Source organism: Paraburkholderia bannensis NBRC 103871 (assembly GCF_000685015.1).
In the GTDB taxonomy this organism is placed as follows: Bacteria; Pseudomonadota; Gammaproteobacteria; order Burkholderiales; family Burkholderiaceae; genus Paraburkholderia; species Paraburkholderia bannensis.
Genome location: NZ_BAYA01000012.1, coordinates 21,768 through 44,848, shown reverse-complemented (window position 1 = coordinate 44,848; position 23,081 = coordinate 21,768). Strand labels below are relative to the sequence as shown.

19 protein-coding genes are annotated in these 23,081 nt (G+C 65.8%); 12 read left to right on the top strand and 7 right to left on the bottom strand.

All coding sequences use genetic code 11. The features are described from left to right. Positions 1 to 65: 65 nt before the first annotated feature. The 4 genes from BBA01S_RS19110 to BBA01S_RS19095 all read right to left on the bottom strand — a co-directional run bounded on the left by BBA01S_RS19110 (position 66) and on the right by BBA01S_RS19095 (position 3,253). The gene (locus BBA01S_RS19110; RefSeq protein WP_027817862.1) at positions 66 to 512 is read right to left on the bottom strand and encodes a nuclear transport factor 2 family protein; all 447 of its coding nucleotides are present in this window, start codon (positions 510 to 512) and stop codon (positions 66 to 68) included. Positions 513 to 733: 221 nt separating this feature from the next. Beyond that, a complete protein-coding gene (waaF, locus tag BBA01S_RS19105; protein ID WP_027817861.1) occupies positions 734 to 1,759 on the bottom strand; it encodes a lipopolysaccharide heptosyltransferase II in 1,026 nt (341 codons plus the stop codon). A gap of 314 nt (positions 1,760 to 2,073) precedes the next feature. After that, entirely contained in the window at positions 2,074 to 2,268 is a 195-nt protein-coding gene (locus BBA01S_RS19100) for a zinc-finger domain-containing protein (protein ID WP_027817860.1), read from the bottom strand. A gap of 64 nt (positions 2,269 to 2,332) precedes the next feature. Then, positions 2,333 to 3,253, bottom strand: coding sequence for a branched-chain amino acid transaminase (locus BBA01S_RS19095; RefSeq protein WP_027817859.1), 921 nt, complete (start codon positions 3,251 to 3,253; stop codon positions 2,333 to 2,335). A 677-nt stretch (positions 3,254 to 3,930) separates the two neighbouring features. On the opposite strand from BBA01S_RS19095, the gene BBA01S_RS19090 reads away from it, so the two are divergent. The 7 genes from BBA01S_RS19090 (at position 3,931) to BBA01S_RS19060 (ending at position 12,673) form a co-directional block, all read left to right on the top strand. Next, positions 3,931 to 5,130, top strand: a complete 1,200-nt coding sequence (locus BBA01S_RS19090; RefSeq protein ID WP_027817858.1) for a phosphoglycerate kinase — start codon at positions 3,931 to 3,933, stop codon at positions 5,128 to 5,130. A 522-nt stretch (positions 5,131 to 5,652) separates the two neighbouring features. Then, a complete protein-coding gene (pyk, locus tag BBA01S_RS19085; RefSeq protein WP_027817857.1) occupies positions 5,653 to 7,089 on the top strand; it encodes a pyruvate kinase in 1,437 nt (478 codons plus the stop codon). Positions 7,090 to 7,473: 384 nt separating this feature from the next. Further along, positions 7,474 to 8,538, top strand: a complete 1,065-nt coding sequence (gene fba, locus BBA01S_RS19080) for a class II fructose-bisphosphate aldolase (protein WP_027817856.1) — start codon at positions 7,474 to 7,476, stop codon at positions 8,536 to 8,538. A 244-nt stretch (positions 8,539 to 8,782) separates the two neighbouring features. Continuing rightward, positions 8,783 to 9,673, top strand: a complete 891-nt coding sequence (locus BBA01S_RS19075) for a phosphoribosylaminoimidazolesuccinocarboxamide synthase (RefSeq protein WP_027817855.1) — start codon at positions 8,783 to 8,785, stop codon at positions 9,671 to 9,673. A gap of 41 nt (positions 9,674 to 9,714) precedes the next feature. Further along, positions 9,715 to 10,245 (top strand): 5-(carboxyamino)imidazole ribonucleotide mutase, encoded by a 531-nt coding sequence (gene purE, locus BBA01S_RS19070; RefSeq protein ID WP_027817854.1) that lies wholly within the window; start codon positions 9,715 to 9,717, stop codon positions 10,243 to 10,245. Between the two features lie 147 nt (positions 10,246 to 10,392). Continuing rightward, positions 10,393 to 11,610 (top strand): 5-(carboxyamino)imidazole ribonucleotide synthase, encoded by a 1,218-nt coding sequence (locus tag BBA01S_RS19065; RefSeq protein ID WP_027817853.1) that lies wholly within the window; start codon positions 10,393 to 10,395, stop codon positions 11,608 to 11,610. Positions 11,611 to 11,623: 13 nt separating this feature from the next. After that, a complete protein-coding gene (locus BBA01S_RS19060; protein WP_042297559.1) occupies positions 11,624 to 12,673 on the top strand; it encodes an L-threonylcarbamoyladenylate synthase in 1,050 nt (349 codons plus the stop codon). Between the two features lie 115 nt (positions 12,674 to 12,788). Here BBA01S_RS19060 and BBA01S_RS19055 read toward each other — a convergent pair whose 3' ends face one another. The 3 genes from BBA01S_RS19055 to dacB form a co-directional block, all read right to left on the bottom strand. Next, positions 12,789 to 14,168: an SGNH/GDSL hydrolase family protein gene (locus BBA01S_RS19055; RefSeq protein ID WP_027817851.1), complete on the bottom strand. Its 1,380-nt coding sequence runs from the start codon at positions 14,166 to 14,168 to the stop codon at positions 12,789 to 12,791. Positions 14,169 to 14,412: 244 nt separating this feature from the next. Continuing rightward, positions 14,413 to 15,351 (bottom strand): sterol desaturase family protein, encoded by a 939-nt coding sequence (locus BBA01S_RS41800; RefSeq protein WP_084162311.1) that lies wholly within the window; start codon positions 15,349 to 15,351, stop codon positions 14,413 to 14,415. Between the two features lie 353 nt (positions 15,352 to 15,704). After that, the gene (gene dacB / locus BBA01S_RS41795) at positions 15,705 to 17,378 is read right to left on the bottom strand and encodes a D-alanyl-D-alanine carboxypeptidase/D-alanyl-D-alanine endopeptidase (protein WP_156965992.1); all 1,674 of its coding nucleotides are present in this window, start codon (positions 17,376 to 17,378) and stop codon (positions 15,705 to 15,707) included. A 397-nt stretch (positions 17,379 to 17,775) separates the two neighbouring features. On the opposite strand from dacB, the gene BBA01S_RS19040 reads away from it, so the two are divergent. The 5 genes from BBA01S_RS19040 (at position 17,776) to BBA01S_RS19020 (ending at position 23,006) form a co-directional block, all read left to right on the top strand. Then, positions 17,776 to 18,438 carry a response regulator gene (locus BBA01S_RS19040; RefSeq protein ID WP_027817850.1) on the top strand — a complete coding sequence of 221 codons (663 nt, stop codon included), beginning with the start codon at positions 17,776 to 17,778 and terminating at the stop codon, positions 18,436 to 18,438. 27 nt (positions 18,439 to 18,465) lie between these two features. Then, positions 18,466 to 19,767 (top strand): ATP-binding protein, encoded by a 1,302-nt coding sequence (locus BBA01S_RS19035; RefSeq protein ID WP_027817849.1) that lies wholly within the window; start codon positions 18,466 to 18,468, stop codon positions 19,765 to 19,767. A gap of 232 nt (positions 19,768 to 19,999) precedes the next feature. Then, entirely contained in the window at positions 20,000 to 21,517 is a 1,518-nt protein-coding gene (locus BBA01S_RS19030) for a DegQ family serine endoprotease (protein ID WP_027817848.1), read from the top strand. A gap of 225 nt (positions 21,518 to 21,742) precedes the next feature. Further along, a complete protein-coding gene (locus tag BBA01S_RS19025) occupies positions 21,743 to 22,303 on the top strand; it encodes a carboxypeptidase-like regulatory domain-containing protein (protein ID WP_027817847.1) in 561 nt (186 codons plus the stop codon). 337 nt (positions 22,304 to 22,640) lie between these two features. Next, positions 22,641 to 23,006: a DUF427 domain-containing protein gene (locus BBA01S_RS19020; RefSeq protein WP_027817846.1), complete on the top strand. Its 366-nt coding sequence runs from the start codon at positions 22,641 to 22,643 to the stop codon at positions 23,004 to 23,006. Positions 23,007 to 23,081 lie beyond the last annotated feature (75 nt).

Sequence of the window (23,081 nt, the reverse complement as noted above, 5' to 3'; positions counted from 1 at the left end):
CGTGACTTCTTGTTCCTGCTTTCCCCTGCACGCCGGCTCGTCCTGGGGCGAGCCGCGCGTCTGAATCAGTGCAGCGCGCCCTGGCCGTGGCGCAGCTTGGCCGAGAACTGGCTGGCTGCATCGTCGGGCATCTTGCTCGCGTGAATGTGCGCGATACGCCATTCGCCGCGTTCGTGAACCATCACGTAGGTCGTGAACACCATCGCCGGAATCGCATTCGGATCGACCGGGCGGTGGGCTTCGACGATGGCGTACACCACGGTGCCGAGGCTGTCGTACACGCGGATATCGAGCGGCTCGACCGACACGGGCGCCGCTTCCAGCTGCGAGGCCAGACCCGCGCGGATCTCGGCCAGGCCGTGCAGGTGCGGGCCTTCGGCGGTGATGCAGCTCACGAACTCCTCGTCGATCCACAGGCCCATCAGCGCGTCGATATTGACCTCCGCGACGGCCTGGTAGTACGCGTTGAGAGTGTCCGCGGCGGCTTCGAAGATGTGGGCAAAACGTGGCATGGCTCGTTGATCTGATGCGCTTCGCGCGCGGGTTGGCGTTGGCTTCGGTTTGCGATGCCGCGACTGGCTCGCGATCTGCGTGCTCCCTGGCGTCTTGCCTGGCGTGTTCCCAGGCAGATTCCCAGATTGGGCGCGCGAGCCGGGCGTGGCGTCGGTGGCGTGCCGCACATCCACGCTGCGCCACGGCCCAGACGTGGCCGGCGCGCAACGTGTTGTGCGTTTCAGCGCTGGGCGACCAGCATGCCGCGCAAATCGTCGAAGACCTGCTCCGCACTGAGTTCGCGCAGGCAGTTCTGATGCCCGAGCGGACACTCGCGCGCAAAGCAAGGACTGCAATCGAGGTGCAGCCATTGTACCTTTGCAAGCTCCGACAGGGGCGGCGTGTGGCGCGGATCCGTCGATCCGTAAAGGGCCACCAGCGGGCGGCGCAGCGCGGCCGCCACGTGCATCAGGCCGGAGTCGTTGGTGACCACGGCGCTTGCGCGCGAGATCAGCGCGCAAGCCTCGCCGAGCGCGGTCTGGCCGCACAGATTGCGCACGTTCGGAGCCAGGTCGGCGATCGCCTGGGCAAGCGGCGCATCCTTGGGCGACCCCAGCGCGACGATCTGCGTGTACGGGAACGACTGGGCGACCATGCGCGCGAGCGCCGCGAAATGCTCGGGCGGCCAGCGCTTGGCGGGGCCGTATTCCGCGCCGGGGCAGAACACCAGCAGCGGCACGCGCGTGTCCAGATTGAAGCGCGCCGACACGCGCGACGCCTCGTTCGGATCCGATTCCAGGCGTGGCAGCGGCAGGTCGTCGGGCACCTTGGCGCCGGGCGCCCACGCCAGCGCGGCGTAGTGCTTGACCATCGGCGGGCGCTCGTCCTTGGGCGGATTCGCGTGGCGCACGTTGAGCAGGCCATAGCGGCTCTCGCCGGTATAGCCAATTCGCAGCGGGATATTCGCGAGCCACGGGATCAGCGCGGACTTCAGCGAATTCGGCAGCACATAGGCCGCGTCGTAGTGTTCGGCGCGCAGATCGCCCGCGAGCTGCCAGCGGCGCAGCAGTTGCAGCTTGCCGTGGGCGAGGTCGGTGGCGTAGACGTCGCGTATCTCGGGCATGCGCTCGAGGACGGGCGCAACCCAGGTGGGCGCAATCGCGTCGATTTCGATACGCGGATGCAGTTTTACGAGCCGCGAAAAAAGCGGCTGCGCCATCAGTGCGTCACCGATCCAGTTCGGTGCAATTACCAGCGCGCGGCGCATCGGGATTCAAAGTCCGGAAAAAGGGCATAGGTTTCGGGCACGCGCGGCCCATGGCAATGGGCGCAATGAGGCCGGCGGCGGCGCGCGAAACGCAGTTGGGAAAAGACGCGCCGGAGCGCGTCGGGAGCAGCGGGGTCTGGGCGCACAGCACGCGGCGTGCCGGGCAACCAGGGTTCTTGAACCCGCAGTAACTTCGGGAATGCCAAATGTCGGGCGCGTCCGGCAGCGTCACGGACGCTGGGGACGCGCTTGACCGGCTTCATGGGGTGCGGCCTGCGCATCAACCACGCTGGCCGCGACCGCCGAAAGCCGCCTCAATGGCCGTGAACGACCTCGCCTTCCTTCAGCTTGTAGCGCGTGCTGCAATACGGGCACTTCGCTTCGCCGTGCGTCACGTCGATAAAGACGCGCGGATGGTTGCTCCAGCGCGGCATCGACGGGTTCGGGCAATACGCCGGCAGGTCTTTGGCCTTCAATTCGACCAGCGGCATTTCCTTGATTTCGCTCATGGGGATGATTCTCTGTGTAGCTGTGGGGCGCGTAATTCCAGGCGCGTCCGGGGCGCGTCGGTCGTCAGACCTTGGCGAGCCAGTGCGCGTATTTCTCGTTTTTGCCGGACACGACGTCGAAGAACGCCGATTGCAGCTTCTCCGTGATCGGGCCGCGCGAGCCGGAACCGATGGTGCGGTTGTCCAGTTCGCGGATTGGCGTGACTTCGGCGGCGGTGCCGGTGAAGAACGCTTCGTCGCAGGTGTAGACCTCGTCGCGCGTGATGCGCTTCTCGATCACGGGGATGTTCATGTCGCGCGCGAGCGTGATGACGGTGTCGCGCGTGATGCCGTCGAGGCAGGACGCCAGATCCGGCGTGTAGATCTTGCCGTTGTTGACGAGGAAGAAGTTCTCGCCCGAGCCTTCCGACACATAGCCGTCGACGTCGAGCAGCAGCGCTTCGTCGTAGCCGTCGGCGGTGGCTTCCTGGTTGGCGAGGATCGAGTTCACGTACCAGCCCGACGCCTTGGCGCGCACCATCGACACGTTGACGTGGTGGCGCGTGAACGACGACGTCTTCACGCGAATGCCCTTGGCGAGGCCGTCTTCGCCCAGATAGGCGCCCCACGGCCACGCGGCGATCGCCACGTGAATCGTGTTGCCGCGCGCCGACACGCCGAGCTTTTCCGAGCCGACCCAGATGATCGGGCGGATATAGCAGGACTCGAGCTTGTTCTCGCGCACGACTTCGAGTTGCGCGTCAGCCAGCGTTTTCGCGTCGAACGGCACGTCCATCTGGAAGATCTTGGCCGAATTGAGCAGACGCTTCGTGTGCTCGGCGAGGCGGAAGATGGCCGTCCCGGTGGTGGTCTTGTAGGCGCGTACGCCTTCGAAGACGCCCATGCCGTAGTGCAGCGTGTGGGTCAGCACGTGGATGTTGGCGTCGCGCCAGTCCACCAGCTTGCCGTCCATCCAGATCTTGCCGTCGCGGTCGGCCATTGACATACGATTCTCCAGGCGAGTGCAGTGAAAACGGTGATTAAACGAACAAAAAACCGAAAAAACGAACCAAAATCGGGCAGAAAACCGTGCTGAACGCCGATCGATGCACTGCGCATATCGGGCGAAAATCGCAACAAACCGCGATTCGTCCCGCATGGTGCGTACCGGGTAAAGGCGCGCCGCGGCTGCGTTCGGCAAAGAGGATCATTCTAACGTCATTTACGCGGCCTTAGCGCGCTCGCGGGCGCGCGCGGCGGGCGTTTCAGGCGGATTCGAGCAGCCTTCGAGCGGGATCCGGCGTGGATTAGAGGGGGCGAGAGGGGGCGTGTCGACAGATTCGGCGCTCGGGCCAGTCGCTCCGCGGCTTCGGCCGTCCATCGTCATGCTGCGTTGCGCAATCGTAAGCTTCGCACTCAGCGTTCTCCCAAATACGGGACATTCGCCGAAGCACGCCTCAGATCATCCTGGCTATCGGCTAAAATACCGATCTCGCAATTCGATGCCGGCTCGTGCCGAGCGCCGAGCAAGCGACCCGCGGCGGCGCCAGGAGACGGCAGCCGCGCGGATCCCGCGCCGCGCCCGTCGCGCCTTCGCCGCCTGGCTGCCTGAAGCAACGCTTCGGCGGCCCGCGGACCTGCATCGTCTTGTCACCGCCTTCCCACCATCAAGATGACATGTCCATGAACAAGGTTCTGCGTCTTTCCGATCTGATCTCCGAAGGCAAGCTCAAGGGCAAGCGGGTGTTCATCCGCGCCGACCTGAACGTGCCGCAGGACGACCAGGGCAACATCACCGAAGACACCCGCGTGCGCGCGTCCGTGCCGGCCATCAAGGCCGCGCTGGATGCGGGCGCCGCTGTCATGGTCACGTCCCACCTGGGCCGCCCGACCGAAGGTGAATTCAAACCCGAAGACTCGCTCGCACCGGTCGCGAAGCGTCTGGCCGAGTTGCTCGGCCGCGACGTGCCGCTGGTCGCGAACTGGGTCGAAAACGGCGTGAACGTCGAGCCGGGCAACGTCGTGCTGCTCGAAAACTGCCGCGTCAACAAGGGCGAGAAGAAGAATTCCGACGAGCTGGCGCAGAAGATGGCCAAGCTCTGCGACGTCTACGTGAACGACGCTTTCGGCACCGCGCACCGCGCCGAAGCCACCACGCACGGCATCGCGAAGTACGCGCCCATCGCCTGCGCAGGCCCGCTGCTGGCGGCTGAGCTGGACGCGCTCGGCAAGGCGCTTGGCGCGCCGAAGCGCCCGCTGGTGGCGATCGTCGCCGGTTCGAAGGTCTCGACCAAGCTCACCATCCTGAAGTCGCTCGCCGAAAAGGTCGATCAGCTGATCGTCGGCGGCGGCATCGCCAATACGTTCATGCTTGCGGCCGGCCTGAAGATCGGCAAGTCGCTCGCGGAAGTCGATCTGATCGACGACGCCAGGGCGATCATCGACGCGGCACGCGCACGCGGCGCTTCGGTGCCGATCCCGACGGACGTGGTCACGGCCAAGGAATTCTCGCCGGCGGCCAAGGCTGAAACCAAGGACGTCGCCGATGTGGCCGACGACGACATGATCCTCGACATCGGCCCGGTTACGGCCAATGCGCTCGCCGCGCAGCTCGCGCAGGCCGGCACGATCGTGTGGAACGGCCCGGTCGGCGTGTTCGAGTTCGACCAGTTCGGCAACGGCACGAAGACGCTGGCGGACGCCATCGCGAATTCGGGCGCGTTCTCGATCGCAGGCGGCGGCGACACGCTCGCGGCCATCGCGAAGTACAACATCGCGGACAAGGTCAGCTACATCTCGACTGGCGGCGGCGCATTCCTGGAGTTCCTGGAAGGCAAGAAGCTGCCGGCGGTGGAAGTGCTCGAAACCCGGGCGGCTTCCTAAGTGGCGCCGCGCGCCCCGGCCGGGAAGGCCACGAACAAGCTTCCTCGTGCGAGCGCGCCAAAGCGCGCCGCAACCGGGGCCGCGCAACCCGCTGTACAGCCGGGGCGCGCTGCGCCCCGTGCTGCCGCGACAGAACAGGCAAGGACGGACGCGACGTCCGTTGCCATTCTCGAAGCGGTGATTGAAAACGCCGTATCTGAAATCGACATGACTCCGTCTGGCGCAGCGACCGCTGAATCGCTCGCGACAACGGTGACGCCGCAAGCAGGGACTGAAGGGCGCACAGCCACGTCCGCCGCCCCAGCTTCGCAGGCGCAAATGCAAACGCAAACGCATACAAGTAACGCCGCACCGGTCGAGCCAGTCGTACCGACCGTCGCGGCGCCCTCCAAGAAAGCGACGCCGGATATGACCGGTGCGCGTCACGGCCACGCCACGCAAGCAACGCACGCGTCGGCGCAGCCGGCCAGCACTTCTCGCAGTAACGGTTTTCCCAGCGATCCTATCCAGACGAGGAGACTCATGCATCGCGCCACCAAGATTGTCGCCACCATCGGTCCGGCTTCCAGCACGCCGGACGTCCTGCTGAAAATGATCCACGCAGGATTGGACGTGGTGCGCCTCAACTTCTCGCACGGCACTGCCGACGATCACCGTCAGCGTGCCGAGAACGTGCGGGCGTGCGCCCGTCAGGCCGGCCGTGAAGTCGCGATCATGGCCGATCTGCAAGGCCCGAAGATCCGCGTCGGCAAGTTCGAGAACGGCAAGACGCTGCTCGAACCGGGCCAGCCCTTCATTCTCGACGCCGAATGCGAACTCGGTAACGACGAACGCGTCGGTCTCGACTACAAGGACTTGCCGCGCGACCTGAAGCCGGGCGACGTCCTGCTGCTCAACGACGGCCTGATCGTGCTCGACGTGTCGCGCGTGATCGGCACCGAAATTCACACGGTCGTGAAGGTCGGCGGCGAGCTGTCCAACAACAAGGGCATCAACCGCCAGGGCGGCGGCCTCACCGCGCCGGCGCTCACCGCGAAGGACATGGAGGACATCCGCACGGCCATGTCCATCGGCGTGGACTTCGTGGCCGTGTCGTTCCCGAAGAACGCCACCGACATGGAAATGGCGCGCCAGCTCGCCAACATCGCGGGCGCACCGTACGGCATCAAGCCGAAGATGATCGCGAAGATCGAGCGCGCCGAAGCGATTCCCGCGCTGCAGGAAATTCTCGATTCGTCCGACGGCATCATGGTGGCCCGTGGCGACCTGGCCGTGGAAGTCGGCAACGCAGCCGTCCCGGCGCTGCAAAAGCGCATGATCCGCATGGCGCGCGAGTCCAACAAGCTCGTCATCACCGCCACGCAGATGATGGAGTCGATGATCCACGCACCGGTGCCCACGCGCGCCGAAGTGTCGGACGTCGCCAACGCGGTGCTCGACGGCACGGACGCGGTGATGCTGTCGGCGGAATCGGCAGCGGGCAAGTACCCGGTGCAGACCATCGAAACGATGGCCGCCATCTGCCTCGAAGCCGAAAAGTCGGAACAATCCGAGCTCGACAAGGATTTCCTCGACCGCACCTTCACGCGCATCGACCAGTCGATCGCCATGGGCGCGCTGTTCACGGCCTACCATCTGGGCGCCAAGGCCATCGTCGCGCTGACGGAATCGGGCTCGACGGCGCTGTGGATGTCGCGTCACTGGACGCACGTGCCGATCTTCGCGCTCACGCCGCGCGAGGGTAGCGAGCGCGCGATGTCGCTGTACCGCAATGTCACGCCGCTGCATCTGGACACCAGCAGCGACCGCGACACGGCATTGCAGCAGGCCATCGAAGTGGTGGTGAGCAAGGGCTATGCGTCGCGCGGCGACATGGTCGTGCTGACCGTCGGCGAGCCGATGGGCCAGCCGGGCGGCACCAACACGCTGAAGATCGTGCGCGTCGGCGACGTGCTGTAACTCGGTGCTGTAACGCGGTGCTGTAAAGCAGCGAGTTAACACCATTAGCGCCGACTGGTATCACATTGGTATCAGATCGGCGCTAATTGACTGCAAGATCGCAGTGAAATCGCCGTAAATCCCCGCAATTCCGGCTTAAGCGCAGGTCTAGCAGCGCTCGGGCTGTCAATCCTTTTTGCATCTTCTCGCGGAATTGACGTTCCGATACGCCAATTTCATGCCAGTTACGCGTTCGGCGCGGGAATTGCAGTCGCTTCGCGATAAAATCACGTCATTGAGCCCGCGACGAGCACGCGGGAGGCGGCTGCCAGGCCGCCCTCGACCGGCTGCGCAAGACGGCCGGCGGCACGAAGCAATTCGTTTCAAATCAAAGGAGTAGCAACAATGCCTCTCGTTTCAATGCGTCAACTGCTCGACCACGCGGCCGAAAACGGCTACGGTCTGCCCGCGTTCAACGTGAACAACCTCGAACAGGTTCAGGCGATCATGGAAGCGGCCAGCCAGGTCGGCTCGCCCGTGATCATGCAGGCCTCGGCCGGCGCGCGTAAGTACGCGGGCGAGCCGTTCCTGCGCCACCTGATCGAAGCGGCGGTCGAGTCGTATCCGCACATTCCGGTCGTGATGCACCAGGATCACGGCCAGTCGCCGGCGGTCTGCATGGCCGCGATCCGCAGCGGTTTCACCAGCGTGATGATGGACGGCTCGCTCGAAGCCGACGGCAAGACGGTCGCATCGTACGAGTACAACGTCGACGTCTCGCGCAAGGTCGTGGAAATGGCGCACTCGATCGGCGTGACGGTCGAAGCGGAACTGGGCGTGCTCGGTTCGCTGGAAACGCTGATGGGCGACAAGGAAGACGGTCACGGCGCAGAAGGCACCATGACGCGCGAGCAGCTCCTGACCGATCCGGAGCAGGCCGCCGACTTCGTCAAGCTCACCCAGTGCGACGCACTGGCGATCGCGATCGGCACCTCGCACGGCGCGTACAAGTTCTCCAAGAAGCCCACGGGCGACATCCTGTCGATCCAGCGCATCAAGGAAATCCACGCCCGCATCCCGAACACGCACCTGGTCATGCACGGTTCGTCGTCGGTGCCGCAGGAACTGCTCGCTGAGATCCGCGAGTTTGGCGGCGACATGAAGGAAACGTACGGCGTGCCGGTGGAGGAGATCCAGGAAGGCATTCGTCACGGCGTGCGTAAAATCAACATCGACACCGACCTGCGTCTGGCCATCACGGGCGCGATCCGTCGCTATATGTTCGAAAACCCGTCGAAGTTCGACCCGCGCGACTACCTGAAGCCGGCCCGCGAAGCCGCGAAGAAGGTCTGCGTGGATCGCTTCCTCGCGTTCGGCTGCGAAGGCCAGGCTGGCAAGATCAAGCCGGTCTCGCTCGACAAGATCGCCGAGAAGTACAAGTCGGGCGAACTCGCACAGATCGTGCGTTAAGTTCGTACCAACCCGCCTTGATCTGCGGGGGCGCGGCTTGGTGGCCGGGCGCCCGCGGCGAGACAAAAACGTCGCCGTATCCGCCTGTTTCGGGGGACGGCGACGTGCTTTTTTGCTGGTTTTTGCTGGTTTTTGGTTTACCCTCGCAATACCTTCAGAATTCCGCCTTCAGCTTCCATCGCAGGCCGGGGTTCCGCCTTCTGTTTCGATAGTCCTCGAACTGTCTTTTTAGCGAATCACGACGATGTCTACCCTCTACGAATCCACGCTCCGCTCGCTGCCGCTTCTCGGCCGCGGCAAGGTCCGCGACAACTATGCCGTGGGCACCGACAAGCTGCTGATCGTCACGACCGACCGCCTGTCGGCGTTCGACGTGATCATGGGCGAGCCGATTCCGCGCAAGGGCGAGGTGCTCAACCAGATGGCTGACTTCTGGTTCGAAAAGCTCAAGCACGTCGTGCCGAACCACCTCACGGGCGTCGCGCCGGAAACCGTCGTCGCCGCCGACGAGGTCGAGCAGGTCAAGGGCCGCGCGGTCGTGGTCAAGCGCCTTGAGCCGATCCTCGTCGAAGCCGTGGTGCGCGGCTATCTGGCCGGCAGCGGCTGGAAGGACTATCAGGCAACCGGCGCCGTGTGCGGCGTGCAGCTGCCCGAAGGCCTGCAAAACGCGCAGAAGCTGCCCGAGCCGATCTTCACGCCGGCAGCCAAGGCCGAAATGGGCCATCACGACGAGAACATCACCTACGAAGACATGGAGCGCCGCATCGGCACCGAGCTGTCGCGCACCATCAAGGAAATCTCGATCAAGCTGTACAAGGAAGCCGCCGACTACGCGGCCACGCGCGGCATCATCATCGCCGACACCAAGTTCGAATTCGGTCTGGACAACAACGGCCAGCTGTTCCTGATGGACGAGGCGCTTACTGCCGACTCGTCGCGTTTCTGGCCGGCCGACCAGTACGAAGTGGGCTCGAACCCGCCGTCGTTCGACAAGCAGTTCGTGCGCGACTGGCTCGAAACCCAGGACTGGAAGAAAGAGCCGCCGGCGCCGAAGCTGCCCGACGAAGTCGTCGAGAAGACCTCGGCCAAGTACCAGGAAGCGCTGGAGCGCCTGACCGGCCAGAAGCTGGCTTAAGCAGGCTCGCGTAAAGCATTTAGAGGGAAGAAGGAAGCACAATGAGCGAAGTTCAAACGGCTCAACAGCAGGCTCACCAGCATGCAGCGCCGCTCGTCGGCGTGTTGATGGGCTCCAGCTCCGACTGGGACACGATGAAGCACGCAGTCGCGATCCTGCAGGAGTTCGGCGTTGCGTACGAGGCCAAGGTCGTTTCGGCGCACCGCATGCCCGACGAGATGTTCGAGTACGCGGAAAAAGCGCGTGAGCGCGGCCTGCGCGCGATCATCGCGGGCGCGGGCGGCGCGGCGCACCTGCCGGGCATGCTGGCGGCCAAGACCACGGTGCCGGTGCTCGGCGTGCCGGCGGTCAGCAAGTACCTCAAGGGCGTGGATTCGCTCCACTCGATCGTGCAGATGCCCAAGGGCGTGCCGGTCGCGACCTTCGCCATCGGCGAGGCGGGCGCGGCCAATGCGGCGCTCTTCGCGGTGTCGATGCTGAGCGGAACCGATCCCGAATACGCGAACAAGCTCGCGGCTTTCCGCGTGCGCCAGAACGAAGCGGCGCACGCGATGGTGTTGCCGGCGCTGTAAGCGCCCGTCGTCGGCGCGGGCGGCGCGTAACGCAATACGCATTACGCAATACGAATTGCTCTAAGCTGCCCGTGCCGACGTTAAACCCCGGTCTGGCCCGTGCGACGCGCCCCCACGCGCCGCGGCCAGCCGTGACCGACCACGAAGATGACTCCTGACAACTCTCCGGTTTCACCGATCCTGCCCGGCGCCTGGCTGGGCATGGTGGGTGGCGGCCAGCTTGGCCGCATGTTCTGTTTTGCCGCTCAGGCGATGGGCTACCGCGTCGCCGTGCTCGATCCCGATGCGACGAGTCCCGCAGGCACCGTGGCCGACCGCCACATCTGCGCCGCCTACGACGACGAGGCCGGCCTGACCGAACTCGCGCGCCTGTGCGCGGCCATCTCGACCGAATTCGAGAACGTGCCTGCCGCGAGCCTCGACGCGCTCGCCAAATCCACCTTTGTGAGCCCCGCCGGCCGTTGCGTGGCCATCGCGCAAGACCGCATCGCCGAAAAGCGCTTCATCGAATCGTCGGGCGTGCCGGTCGCGCCGCATGTGGTGATCGAATCGTCGCAGGCGCTTGCCGCCATCGACGACACGACGCTCGCCGCCGTGCTGCCCGGCATTCTCAAGACCGCGCGCATGGGCTACGACGGCAAAGGCCAGATCCGCGTGACCAACGCCGACGAAGTGCGCGAAGCGCATGCGTCGCTCGGCGGCGTGCCCTGCGTGCTGGAAAAGCGCCTGCCGCTCAAGTTCGAAGTGAGCGCGCTGATCGCGCGCGGCGCGAACGGCGCCGCCGTGGTGTATCCGCTCGCGCAGAACACGCACCGCAACGGCGTGCTCTCGCACACCATCGTGCCTGCGCCGGACGCCAGCGACGCGCTCGTGCAGCAGGCCCAGCAGGCCGCGCTGCAGATCGCCGCGAAGCTCGGGTACGTGGGCGTGCTGTGCGTGGAGTTCTTCATCCTCGAAGACGGTTCGATGGTCGCCAACGAAATGGCGCCGCGGCCGCACAACTCGGGTCACTACACGACCGATGCGTGCGCCACGAGCCAGTTCGAGCAGCAGGTGCGCGCGATGACGGGCATGCCGCTCGGCGACACGCGCCAGCACTCGCCGGCCGTGATGCTCAACATCCTCGGCGATGTGTGGTTCCCGGCAGGTGCCGGTGAGGCGAAGGCCCAGAAGGGCGCCGCGCCGATCACGCCGCCCTGGGATCAGGTCGCGGCGATGCCGGCTGCGCGCCTGCATCTGTACGGCAAGGAAGACGCACGCCCGGGCCGCAAGATGGGCCATGTGAACTTCACCGCGCCCACGCTCGACGAAGCGCGCACGGCTGCCCGCGATTGCGCGCGCCTGCTGCACATCGTCACGAGCTGAGTTGGACAACGAAATGTCCGATCAGCAGAACGCGCCGCATCGTCTGGATCCGCACCCGACGGACGCCGAAATCGACCAGGCCGCCGCGTTGCTCGACGCGGGCGAACTGGTCGCGTTTCCCACCGAGACCGTCTATGGCCTCGGCGGCGATGCGGCTTCGCCCGAGGCCGTCGCGCGCATCTATGCCGCCAAGGGCCGACCGGCCAACCATCCGGTGATCGTCCATCTGCCGCCCGGCGGCGACCCGACGTACTGGGCCGCCGACTGGCCGCAAGCGGCGCAAAAACTCGTCGATGCCTTCTGGCCCGGCCCGCTCACGCTGATCGTGAAGCGCCACGCGCGCATTCCCGATGCAGTGAGCGGCGGTCAGGATTCGGTGGGCCTGCGCTGCCCGTCGCATCCGGTCGCGCAGCGCCTGCTCGCGGCGTTCTCGCAGCGACGCGGGGGCCACGGCGGCGTTGCGGCGCCGTCGGCGAACCGCTTCGGCCACGTGAGCCCGACCACGGCGCAGCACGTACGCGACGAGTTCGGCGCGACGGTGCATGTGCTCGACGGCGGCGCGTGCGACGTCGGCATCGAATCGACGATTCTCGATCTCTCGCGCGGCTTTCCGGCGCTGCTGCGTCCCGGTCACGTGAGCCCGCACGATATCGCGCGCGTGCTGGGCGAAGCGCCGCGCCTGCCCGATGGGTCGGACGCGACCGCGCCGCGCGCCTCGGGCACGCTCAAGGCGCACTACGCGCCGCGCACGCCGCTCGCGCTGCTGCCGTTCGGTGCGCTTGAGCCGATGCTGGCCGCTGCGCGCGACGCAGGCGAGACGGTTGCGCTGGTTGCGCGGGTTTCGAGCGCACAGGCGTGGGCGAGTGCGGCCAACGTGCATTTCGTGGCCGCGCCCGAAGAGCCCCAGGTCTATGCGCGTGAGCTGTACAGCCTGCTGCGCGCACTCGACCGCGCGAACGTCACGCGCATTCTCATCGAGAAGCTGCCGGAGACGATCGAATGGATCGCCGTGAACGACCGTCTCGGTCGCGCGGCGGCGGCCTTCGAGCAACAGCAGGACTGACTCGACGTCGCGCTCCCCATGAAAAACACCCCACGGCCGCAAGGCGCGTGGGGTGTTTTGTTTTGCGCAGGGCGAACCTGCGCGATCGGCTTTGCAGTGAGTCTTACTGCGAGCCTTATTGCGGTGCCTTGCCGATGCCAGCTGCCGCCAGTTGCGTCTCGACGTAGTTGGCGAACTGCGCGTGCAGCGCCGTGGTCGGGTGCACCTGGTCGGCGAACATATAGGTCGTCGGCGCGTTGGCCGTCGTCAGCGTCTGCGGCGAGCAGAACAGCGACGATGCGAAGTTCGAGCCGTACACGGCCGCCGCGGCGTTGATGACGGCCTGCGAAGTGCCGGCCGGCAGACCCAGCACCGACGGATTCGCCAGCGCATAGTTGGTCGCGTTCTGCTGCATCAGCGTCAGGTTGCACGCCGTGCCCGTGTTGGTCACCGTGAAGCCGAGGCTGGCCGCGTTCGCGATCGACTGGTCGAGCCACGAGTACGTATCGACGAGCACGACCTTCTTCGCGGCGATCGAGGTCGACAGACCCTGGATCAGCGTCAGGTTGTAGGCCGCCGTGATCAGCGAGAGCGCCTGGTCGGGCGCGCCCGACGAGCCCGGCGTGGCGCTGACAGCCGCGTCGACGGCGAGTGCAGCCGGCGTCTTGCCGATGTCCGGCACGGTCACGACGGCCACCTTCGGCGTGCCCGCGATCTGCGTGTTGACGAGGTTGGCCAGCTGGCCTGCGGCAGTGAGGATCGGCACCACCGAAGCGAAATCGGTGCTCGCGTTGGCGTCGCTCTTGATCACTTGCAGCAGCAGGGCCGCCGGGAACAGCGCCTGCGCCTGCGCCGCCGAGAAGCCTTGCTGCACGAGGCCCGTCACGATGGTCTGCTGCACCGTCGTGTTGGTCGCGAGCGTCGAATAGCTGCTGGCTGCCAGCGCCTTGCCGAAGGCCACGAGACCCGCCGCGCTGTTGTCGACGAGGCCGAGGATTTCGTTCGCGCCGCCTTCGACCAGCACGAGCTGGCCCGCATTGAAGCTGCCGTGCTGCGCCAGGTATTGCTGCAGCTGCCACGTGACCGGCTGCTCGCTCGCGGTGGGAATCGCCACGCTCGTGTTGTTCACGCCGCCGGTGGCGACCAGTGCGCCGCCCTGGGCGTAGTCGAGACCGCCCGTGGCCGTCAGCGGCAGGCCGAAGCCGCCTTCGAAGGCGGGGCTCAGCGTATTGCCGAAGTATTCGGAGACCTTCTGCGTCCAGACTTCGCCGGGGTTGGTCGTGAAGCGGCCGCCGCCGAAGCCCGGCGCGATCTGCTCGGAGTAGGTGCCTGCATCGCTCAGGCTCGTGCCGAATGCCACCACTTGCAGCTTGGTGCCCGACGGCGGCGTGGCGCTGGAATTGTTGTCGCCGCTGCTGCCGCCGCCACAGGCGGCGAGGAGCGCGAAAGCCGCGCTCGCGAGGGCGATCTGGGTGGCGCGCAGCATCGTACGGTGTCTCGGTGCTTGGTGCTTCATATTCACTTCATCTCCTCTATGTGTGGCCGGTGTCGCCACTGCGTTGATGCCTATTTCTGCTTGTTTCTTTTACGTCGATGTCGACGGGTTCTTGAGGCGGCGGGCGGGCTTCGAGGCTGTCCCGAACCCGCTGCTGCCGGATTGCCGTGCATCGTCCACGCGAACTGCATCGCGATACTGGCCGCGCATCGCTGTTATGTTTTGCGTAGATCCCCGGGCTGTGGCCAACAGCCTACGCAATCTCTCAGGTCTTGCGCGACCCGAGGTCACCCTCGGTGTTGTTTTCCGTCACCGTGGATGGGGTTCGTTGCTGCATGCGATTTGAATCACGCTGTGCATCCCATCGTGCGCACCAGTCGGGCGGCGCGAACAGCGCAGCAATTCGCGTGCGCGCATTGGGCATGCGCGCGCAGTCGCGCGCCATCGCGATCCATTCGTGAAAGCTCGCCTTGAGCGGGTTGTAGGTATCGAGCGGTTTGACGATGCCGTACACGGGCGGCTCGTGCGCGTCTTCCTCGACATAGCTGCCGAACAGCCGGTCCCAGATCGCCAGCACGCCTGCGTAATTGCGGTCGATATAGCGATCGTTGCGCGCGTGATGGACGCGATGCATCGACGGCGTATTGATCACGTATTCGAGCCAGCCGAGTTTGCCGATCGCCTGCGTATGCACGAAAAACTGGAACGCGAGATTGACGAGCACGATGCCGACAATCTGCATCGGCGGAAAACCGAGCACGGCCAGCGGAATCCAGAACATCCACATGCCCGCGACCGGATACATGAGGCTCTGGCGAAACGCCGTCGAAAGATTCAGGCGTCCCGAAGAATGGTGGACGACGTGTGCGGCCCACAGCCAGCGCACGCGATGGCTGGCGCGATGGAACACGTAATAGAGCAGGTCTTGCGCCACGAACAGCGCGAGCCAGGCGAGAAAACCGGGCTGCCAGTCGAGCAGGCGCCAATGGTGATAGACCCACGTATAAACCGGAATGGCGACGAGCCAGGCGAGCTTGTCGGCGCCTTGATGCATGAGCGCGAGGGCGGCGTTGCAGAGCGTGTCGGGCCAGCTGTAGAGCGCGGCGCCGGGGCGCGTGCGGGCGAAATGCCAGGCCTCCCAGCCGATGCAGGCGAGGAACACGGGCGCGAGCGCGAGCAGCAGCCATTCAGCGTCGAACTGCACGAACGTCGTCCTCCTTGTCCCGTGGGCGGCGCTGGTCTGCCAGCGCGGCGGTGTTGTCTCGTTTATCTCGTTGTGGTGTCCGTCTGATGCGGACGTCGGCGCGCGTAAGAGTTGTATGTCGCGCTAGCCAGACTGTGCCCGTCAGGGTACACGCCTCACGCACGCGACGCTTGGGGCTTTGCTAGAGGAAAACTTCGAGGGGAGAGACCACGGATGCGCCGCGAGCCGATCTGTCGCGGCGGCGCTGTGAGGTTTTTGCGCGGCTTTTGAGCGCCCTCAATGCAGCTTGAAGACGTCAAAAAGCCGGCCAATCTGAATGCGTGACGGGAGCGCGCCCGCCACGCCGTCGTGCATCAATGCGCGGCGTGTTTCTTCTTTTTCGCCGTCGCCTTGTATTCGACGCGTTCCACGTGCCCAACCGGCTTCGACGCGTGTCCCGCGCGCGATGCCTTGGTCGAGCGCTTCGGATGCGGGTCGACGTAGACCGGCGCTTCTTCCGGCATGCCCTTGTAGACCCATTCGAGCAGCGAGTCATGCGCGGCGCGTGCGGCTTCGGCGCGCGGATCGTTGATCAGGCTCACGACGATCCAGGTCGTGCCGTTTTCGGCGGCCACGTAGCCCGCGATCGCGCGCACGTCGCGCAGCGTGCCGGTCTTGATGTGCGCGTTGCCGCCCACGCCTGCGTTGGTCAGGCGGTTGCGCATGGTGCCGTCCACGCCCACGATCGGCAGCGAGTCGATGAACACCTGCGCGACCGGGCTCGCGTTGGCCGTTTGCAGCAGGTTCGCGAGCGACAGCGCGCTGATGTGCTCTTCGCGCGACAGGCCGCAGCCGTTGTCGAGCACGAGTTCGGGCATGGCGAGGCCGTTGCGGCGCAGGAACGTGGTGACGGCGGTGGCGGCCTTCTGCGTGGTTGCGGGCGGCTTGCCCGCAACGGCGCCGAGCGTGAGGAACAGGTTGCGCGCCATCACGTTGTTGCTGAACTTGTTGATGTCGTGCACGACGTCGCCGAGCGGCGGGCTCTGGTGCACGCCCAGCAGGCGCGCGCGCGGCGGCACGACGCCTTCGTGCGTGGTGCCCGCGAAGGTGCCGCCCGCCTGTTGCCAGAGCGCGAGGAAACCGTCGGCGAAGAAGGTCGAATGATCGACGGGCGCGGCCATGTTGAGCGTGCGCTCGCCGCAACGCATCGCATAGCTGCCCGCGAAGCTCGCCGTGACGAGACCGTTCGCGCCCGGCGTGACCTGCGGGCTCGGCAGCATGCCGCCGCAGGAACCCGCGCGTTCGTGAATCTGGTTATCGATCTGCCATTGCGCGACCGGCGGCACCACATCGATCGCCACGCCTTCGCGCGACGGCGAGAACGTGAACGACAGCGCCTTGAACGCGTACATCAGCGGATCGGGGCCGACGTTATAGGGCGCGCTGTCGTCGCCGTCGAACGAGGGCAGGTCGCGCGTGGACGGATCGAACTCGCTCTTGTCGAGCACGAGCGCGCCTTCGATGCGCGTCACGCCCGCCTGGCGGATCTTCTGCACGAGATCAACGAGTTCTTCGGGGACGAGCTTCGGGTCGCCCGTGCCCTTGATGTAGAGGTTGCCGTGCAGCGTGCCGCTCGCATCGACTTCGCCGTCGGTGTAGGCGCTCGTCTTCCAGCGATAGTCGGCGCCCAGCATTGCGAGGCCGCTCCAGGTGGTGACGAGCTTCATCGTCGACGCGGGCATCATCGGCTGGCCCGCGTTGACGGCGAGGCTCGGCTGGCGGTCGCCGACTTTCTCGATCACCACGCTCACGGACGAGAGCGGCACGTGCGCGCGCGCGAGGCCCGCCATCACGCTCGGCGGCAGGTCGGTGCTGACGTTGACGGCCGGCAGGCGCGGCGCGCCTTCGGGCTGCGCGTGGGCGGCAGGCGCGCCGGCAAAGGCGCTGGCGAGCGCGGCGCAGGCAAGGGCGAGCGCGAGAGGGCGCGAGCGCGGAGCGTGCGCCGGACGGAGGAAAGTGCGTAGGCGGGACAGCGAAACGGGCGGCATGAAAAACGTTGGAATTGGGCGGGCAGTGCAGGGGCCGCGCGCGGCGCGCACGGACGCGGAAAATGGCAAAAAAACTTGCAGGCGCGCGGCTATCGCAATGCGTGCGCCACTGCAAAAAAGAAGCAGCATGAAAGGGCGCAATCAACATCGCGGCATGGCGCGCCGCAAAGCCGTCCATTGTAAAGACCTCGCGCGGCATGCGTGCGTCGTTGGCGTGAAATCCGCGCGAGTTCGGCGAAAAGTGGATAAAGGTTACGCGAGCGCAGGGTGGCTGCAAGCTTCGCGCGCTCCAGCCGACTGCGCTTTGAAAGGGAACGCCGTGGCGAGGCGCTAGAATGCAGCCATCGTCATCAACGAAACGCGGCGCTTGCGGGCGCCGCTTAGCCATCACATAGCGATGCGAATACTGCTAGTCGAAGATGACCGCATGATCGCCGAAGGCGTGCGCAAGGCGCTGCGCGGCGAAGGCTTTGCGGTCGATTGGGTCGAGGACGGCGAGGCTGCGCTCTCGGCCGCGAGCGGCGAAAACTACGACCTTATGCTGCTCGATCTCGGGCTGCCGCGGCGCGACGGTCTCGACGTGCTGCGCACCCTGCGCGCGCGCGGCGTTGCGTTGCCCGTGCTGATCCTCACCGCGCGCGACGCCGTCGCCGATCGCGTCAAGGGTCTCGACGCAGGCGCCGACGATTACCTCATCAAGCCTTTCGATCTCGACGAACTCGGCGCCCGCATGCGCGCGCTGATCCGCCGTCAATCGGGCCGCAGCGATTCCACGATCCGCCACGGTTCGATCACGCTCGATCCGGCCTCGCACCAGGTGACCCAGGACGGCACGCCCGTCGCGCTGTCCGCGCGCGAATTCGCGCTGCTCGAAGCGCTGCTCGCGCGGCCGGGTGCGGTGCTCTCCAAGACCCAGCTCGAAGAAAAGATGTACGGCTGGGGCGAGGAGATCGGCAGCAATACCGTCGAGGTCTATATTCACGCGCTGCGCAAGAAGCTCGGCGCCGACCTGATCCGCAACGTGCGCGGCCTCGGTTACATGATTGCGAAGGATGCCTGAGGAAGCGGGCTTGCTGACGGGTACTGGATGAGTTCAATACGACGACAACTGCTGTTCTGGCTGCTCGCGATCGTGGTCGCGGGCGTGTGCCTCGCGGGCTGGCTGATTTACCGCCAGGCGCTCGCGGAAGCCAACGAGCTGTTCGATTACCAGTTGCAGGAAATCGCCGAGGCGCTGCCCTCCGAGCCGTTCAACGAGATCCTCAGTTCGCGCGATACGGGCGACGAGGGCATCGTGCTGCAGATCTGGAACCGCAACGGCGTGCTCATGTATTACTCGCATCCACGCGCGCCGCTCGCGCCGCGTGCGGAGCTTGGGTTCTCGACCGAGAAAACCGATCGCGGCGACTGGCGCGTCTATGGTGCGATCGTCGGCGACAACGTCGTGCAGCTCGCGCAGCCGGTGTCGGTGCGCAACCGGCTCGCCGCGAACGTCGCGCTGCGCACGCTCTGGCCGCTGATCGTGCTGCTGCCGTTTCTCGGCCTGGCTGTGTGGATGGTGGTGGGGCGCGGGCTCAAGCCGCTTTCGCGGGTGGCGCGCGCGCTCGATACGCGTCATCCCGAAGCGCTCGATCCGCTGCCCGAGGAGCGTTTGCCGCGCGAAGTGATGCCGCTCGTGCACGCGCTGAACGCGCTGCTCGAACGCCTCGCGCATGCGCTCGATACGCAAAAAGCCTTTGTCGCCGATGCCGCGCACGAACTGCGCACGCCGCTTGCGGCCGTGCAGATCCAGGCGCAACTGGTTGCGCGCGCAAAGGATGACGAGACGCGCCGCGAAGCGCTCGGCGACTTGCAGGCGGGCGTCACGCGCGCGACGCGGCTGGCCGAACAGCTGCTCGCGCTCGCGCGCTCCGAACCCGATGGTCACGCCCGCGCGCAAAGCGTCGACCTGCATGCGCTGCTCGATGATTGCGTGCTCAACTATGCACCGCTTGCGCAGCAGCGCGGCGTGGATCTGGGCATCGAGGAAAGCGTCGCGGCGCAGGTCGACGGCGACGCGCATGCGTTGCGGGTGATGTTCAACAATCTGCTCGATAACGCGACCAAGTACACGCCCGCTGGCGGGCGCGTGGACGTGAGCCTGCTCGTGGAGGACGGGCACCCGCTCGTGCGTATCGCCGATAGCGGGCCGGGCATTCCGGTGGACGAGCGCGCGCGCGTGTTCGATCGCTTCTATCGCGTCGGTGCGGGCGTGAATCGCGCGCGTACCGATGTGGCCGGCACGGGCCTGGGTCTCGCGATCGTGCGCCGTATCGCCGATCAGCATGGCGCGGCGATCACGCTCGACGATTCGCCTGCGGGCGGCTTGCAGGTGGACGTGCGGTTCTAAAAACCGCGGTTTTAAAGCAAGGTGGTTTTAAGTCTTCCAATTTGCTTTCATGTTTATTCGTTGGACTGACGTTTCAAACTCGATGCGCGCGCATCGATTCTTCCATCAGACCCTCTCACGCGAAGGCCCGTCGCACGGGCCTTCGTGGATTAGTTCCTGAATTAAGACTCCTTTAAGTGACGCGGCTTAATCTCCGTTACGTCGTGATCGTATCCCGCGCAAGGAGTCCACTATGAATACCAAAGTCATTACTCGCAGTGCCGTGGCCATCGCTGTTGCCGTCGCGTTGTCGGCGGGCTATGTGGCCGGGCGCCGCGACGTGCCGCCGCCGCAGGTCATCACGCCGGCCCAGGCCGCGATGATGCCCGCCGAAGCCGCGGCCAAGACCGGCATTCCTGACTTCTCGGGCCTCGTGGAAACCTACGGCCCGGCGGTCGTCAACATCAGCGCGAAGCACGTGGTGAAGCAGACCGCCCTGCGCGGCGGCGGCGGTGCAGGCGGCGGTTCGCAGCAACTGCCGATCGACCCGAGCGATCCGTTCTATCAGTTCTTCAAGCACTTCTACGGCGGCATGCCGGGCATGGGCGGCGACGGCGGCAGCGGCGGCGCGCAACCGGATACGCCGAGCGCGAGCCTCGGCTCGGGCTTCATCATCAGCCCGGACGGCTACATCCTGACCAACGCGCACGTCGTCGACGGCGCAAACGTCGTGACCGTGAAGCTCACCGACAAGCGCGAATTCAAGGCCAAGGTCGTCGGCGCGGACAAGCAGTCGGACGTGGCCGTGCTCAAGATCGACGCCAAGGATCTGCCGACCGTGAAGATCGGCGATCCGCGCCAGAGCAAGGTCGGTCAGTGGGTGGTGGCGATCGGCTCGCCGTATGGCTTCGACAACACCGTGACCTCCGGCATCATCAGCGCGAAGTCGCGCTCGCTGCCTGACGAGAACTACACGCCGTTCATCCAGACCGACGTGCCGGTGAACCCCGGCAACTCGGGCGGCCCGCTGTTCAATCTGCAAGGCGAAGTGATCGGCATCAACTCGATGATCTACTCGCAGACGGGCGGCTTCCAGGGCCTGTCGTTCGCCATCCCGATCACCGAAGCCATGAAGGTCAAGGACGATCTCGTCAAGACCGGCCACGTGAGCCGCGGACGTCTGGGCGTCGCGGTGCAGTCGATGAACCAGACGCTCGCGAATTCGTTCGGCATGGACAAGCCGCACGGCGCGCTCGTGAGTTCGGTGGACGCCAGCGGCCCGGCCGCCAAGGCGGGCCTGAAGCCCGGCGACGTCATCGTGGCCGTGAACGGGGAGCAGGTGGGCGATTCGTCCGACCTGCCGTCGCTGATCGCCGGCATGAAGCCGGGCACCAAGGCCGATATCCAGATCTGGCGCGACAAGGGCACCAAGGATCTGACGGCGACCATCGGCTCGCTGTCCGATAGCAAGGTGGCGTCGAACGATACGCAGCAGTCGCAGATGCAGGGGCGCCTGGGCGTGGCGGTGCGTCCGCTCACGCCGGAAGAGAAGAGCAACAGCTCGCTCGATCACGGTCTGCTCGTCGAGCAGGCGGGCGGCGCGGCGGAAAGCGCCGGCATCCAGCAGGGCGACGTGATTCTTGCGGTGAATGGCCGTCCGGTGTCGAGCGCCGACCAGCTCAAGCAGATGATCGCGCAGGCCGGCAACAGCATCGCTTTGCTGATCCAGCGCGACGACGCGCAGATCTTTGTGCCGGTGGATCTCGGCTAAACGGGGTTATCCGGTTTATCGGTTTATTGGTTTTTTCGGTTCGCTCCAGCGGTCTGCCGCGCTTCATCGACCGATTTCAGACAGACCGCTTTTTACTGCCGTCCGGGCTTCGCGCCCCGACGGCAGTTTTCTTTTGCGCGCCCGAAAACGGATTGCCGCGTAAGGTGACGGGCATGGGGCTTGCTGTATCTCCCAGACCGGCAACCTGTATGAGGAGCAGCCACGATGAAGATGTTTGATAACACACGTCCCGTCCTTTCGGCCGCTGCACTGGCGGCCACCCTGGCGATCGGTGCGGTCGGCTTCGCGGGCAGTGCCAGTCTCGCGTTTGCGCAGCAGGGCATGCCGCCCGGCGGCAACGCAGGCACCGACAACATGAGCGGCACCACGGGCAACGCGACGGTCGGCGGTTCCAGCACCGACAACACCAGTGCGGGCAACGTCAACGGCGAAGGCATGCCGCAGGTGCAGCAACAGGGCGATGTCTCGTATGTCTCGGGCGGCGTCGGCCAGGACGAGTCCAAGGCGCTGCAGGCGGCGGAGCATTCGTGGCCGCTCGCGCTGCGCTTCACGGGCCCCAAGTCCGAATTCCTCGCCGACGTCCATGTGCAGATCACCGACGCCCACGGCGCGAGTGTGCTCGACGCCACGTCGCGCGGGCCGTACATGCTCGTGCGCGTGCGTCCCGGCCGCTACACCGTGCACGTGAGCCATGCGGGCGTCGATAAAAAGAGCGCCGTGACGGTGAGCTCGAACGGCCGCGCCCGCGCGGCATTCGTCTGGTAATACTGATATCGGCGATGTTGCGCTGCAGATGGAAGAAGGGTGGCAGGCCGCGCGCCGCCACCCTGCGTGCGCGCTAAAACGCCTTTAACTGTCTGATAGCGCACACAAATCCGCAGCCTGTATCGAAGTCGCGCAAGCGGGCGAAGTTTGGTCGATAATGAAGCCACGGGTTCGCCGCGGCTTTTTTGTCGCCTGTTCAAACGGTGTCATGCACACCGGCGACAATGCCGGGCTGCGCGCCCGCCAGGGAGCAGCAAAGATCAGCCAGGGCCGGCAGCCCGGCATACCAGCGGCGATGCGCCAGCCAGCGGCGGCGCACATCGATCAGGAGCAGGCCATGACGGTCGAACCGGATGCCGGCCATCGCATCGACATCATCGTGAACCGTCATCGTGTGCGTGTGATCCACGGCGGCATCACGATCGCCGACACGCTCGCGGCGCTCACCGTCTGCGAAACCGGTTACCCCGACATCTTCTATTTCCCGCGCGCCGACGTGAACATGGCGCGGCTGGAGCGTTCCGAACGCACGACGCCGTGTCCGCACAAGGGCAGCGCGGCGTACTTTCATCTGCGTACCGAAGATGGCCGGATCGAGGACGCCGCGTGGAGCTACGAGGCGCCGCACGATACCGTGCGGGACATAGGCGGCTACCTGGCGTTCGACGCGCAGCGCGTGGATCGCATCGACCAGACTTCCTGATTCGCACCGGGCCACGCCACCTTCCAGCCACAACCCAACCACAACCCGACCTTCTCGCACCGCTACCGGGGAGCC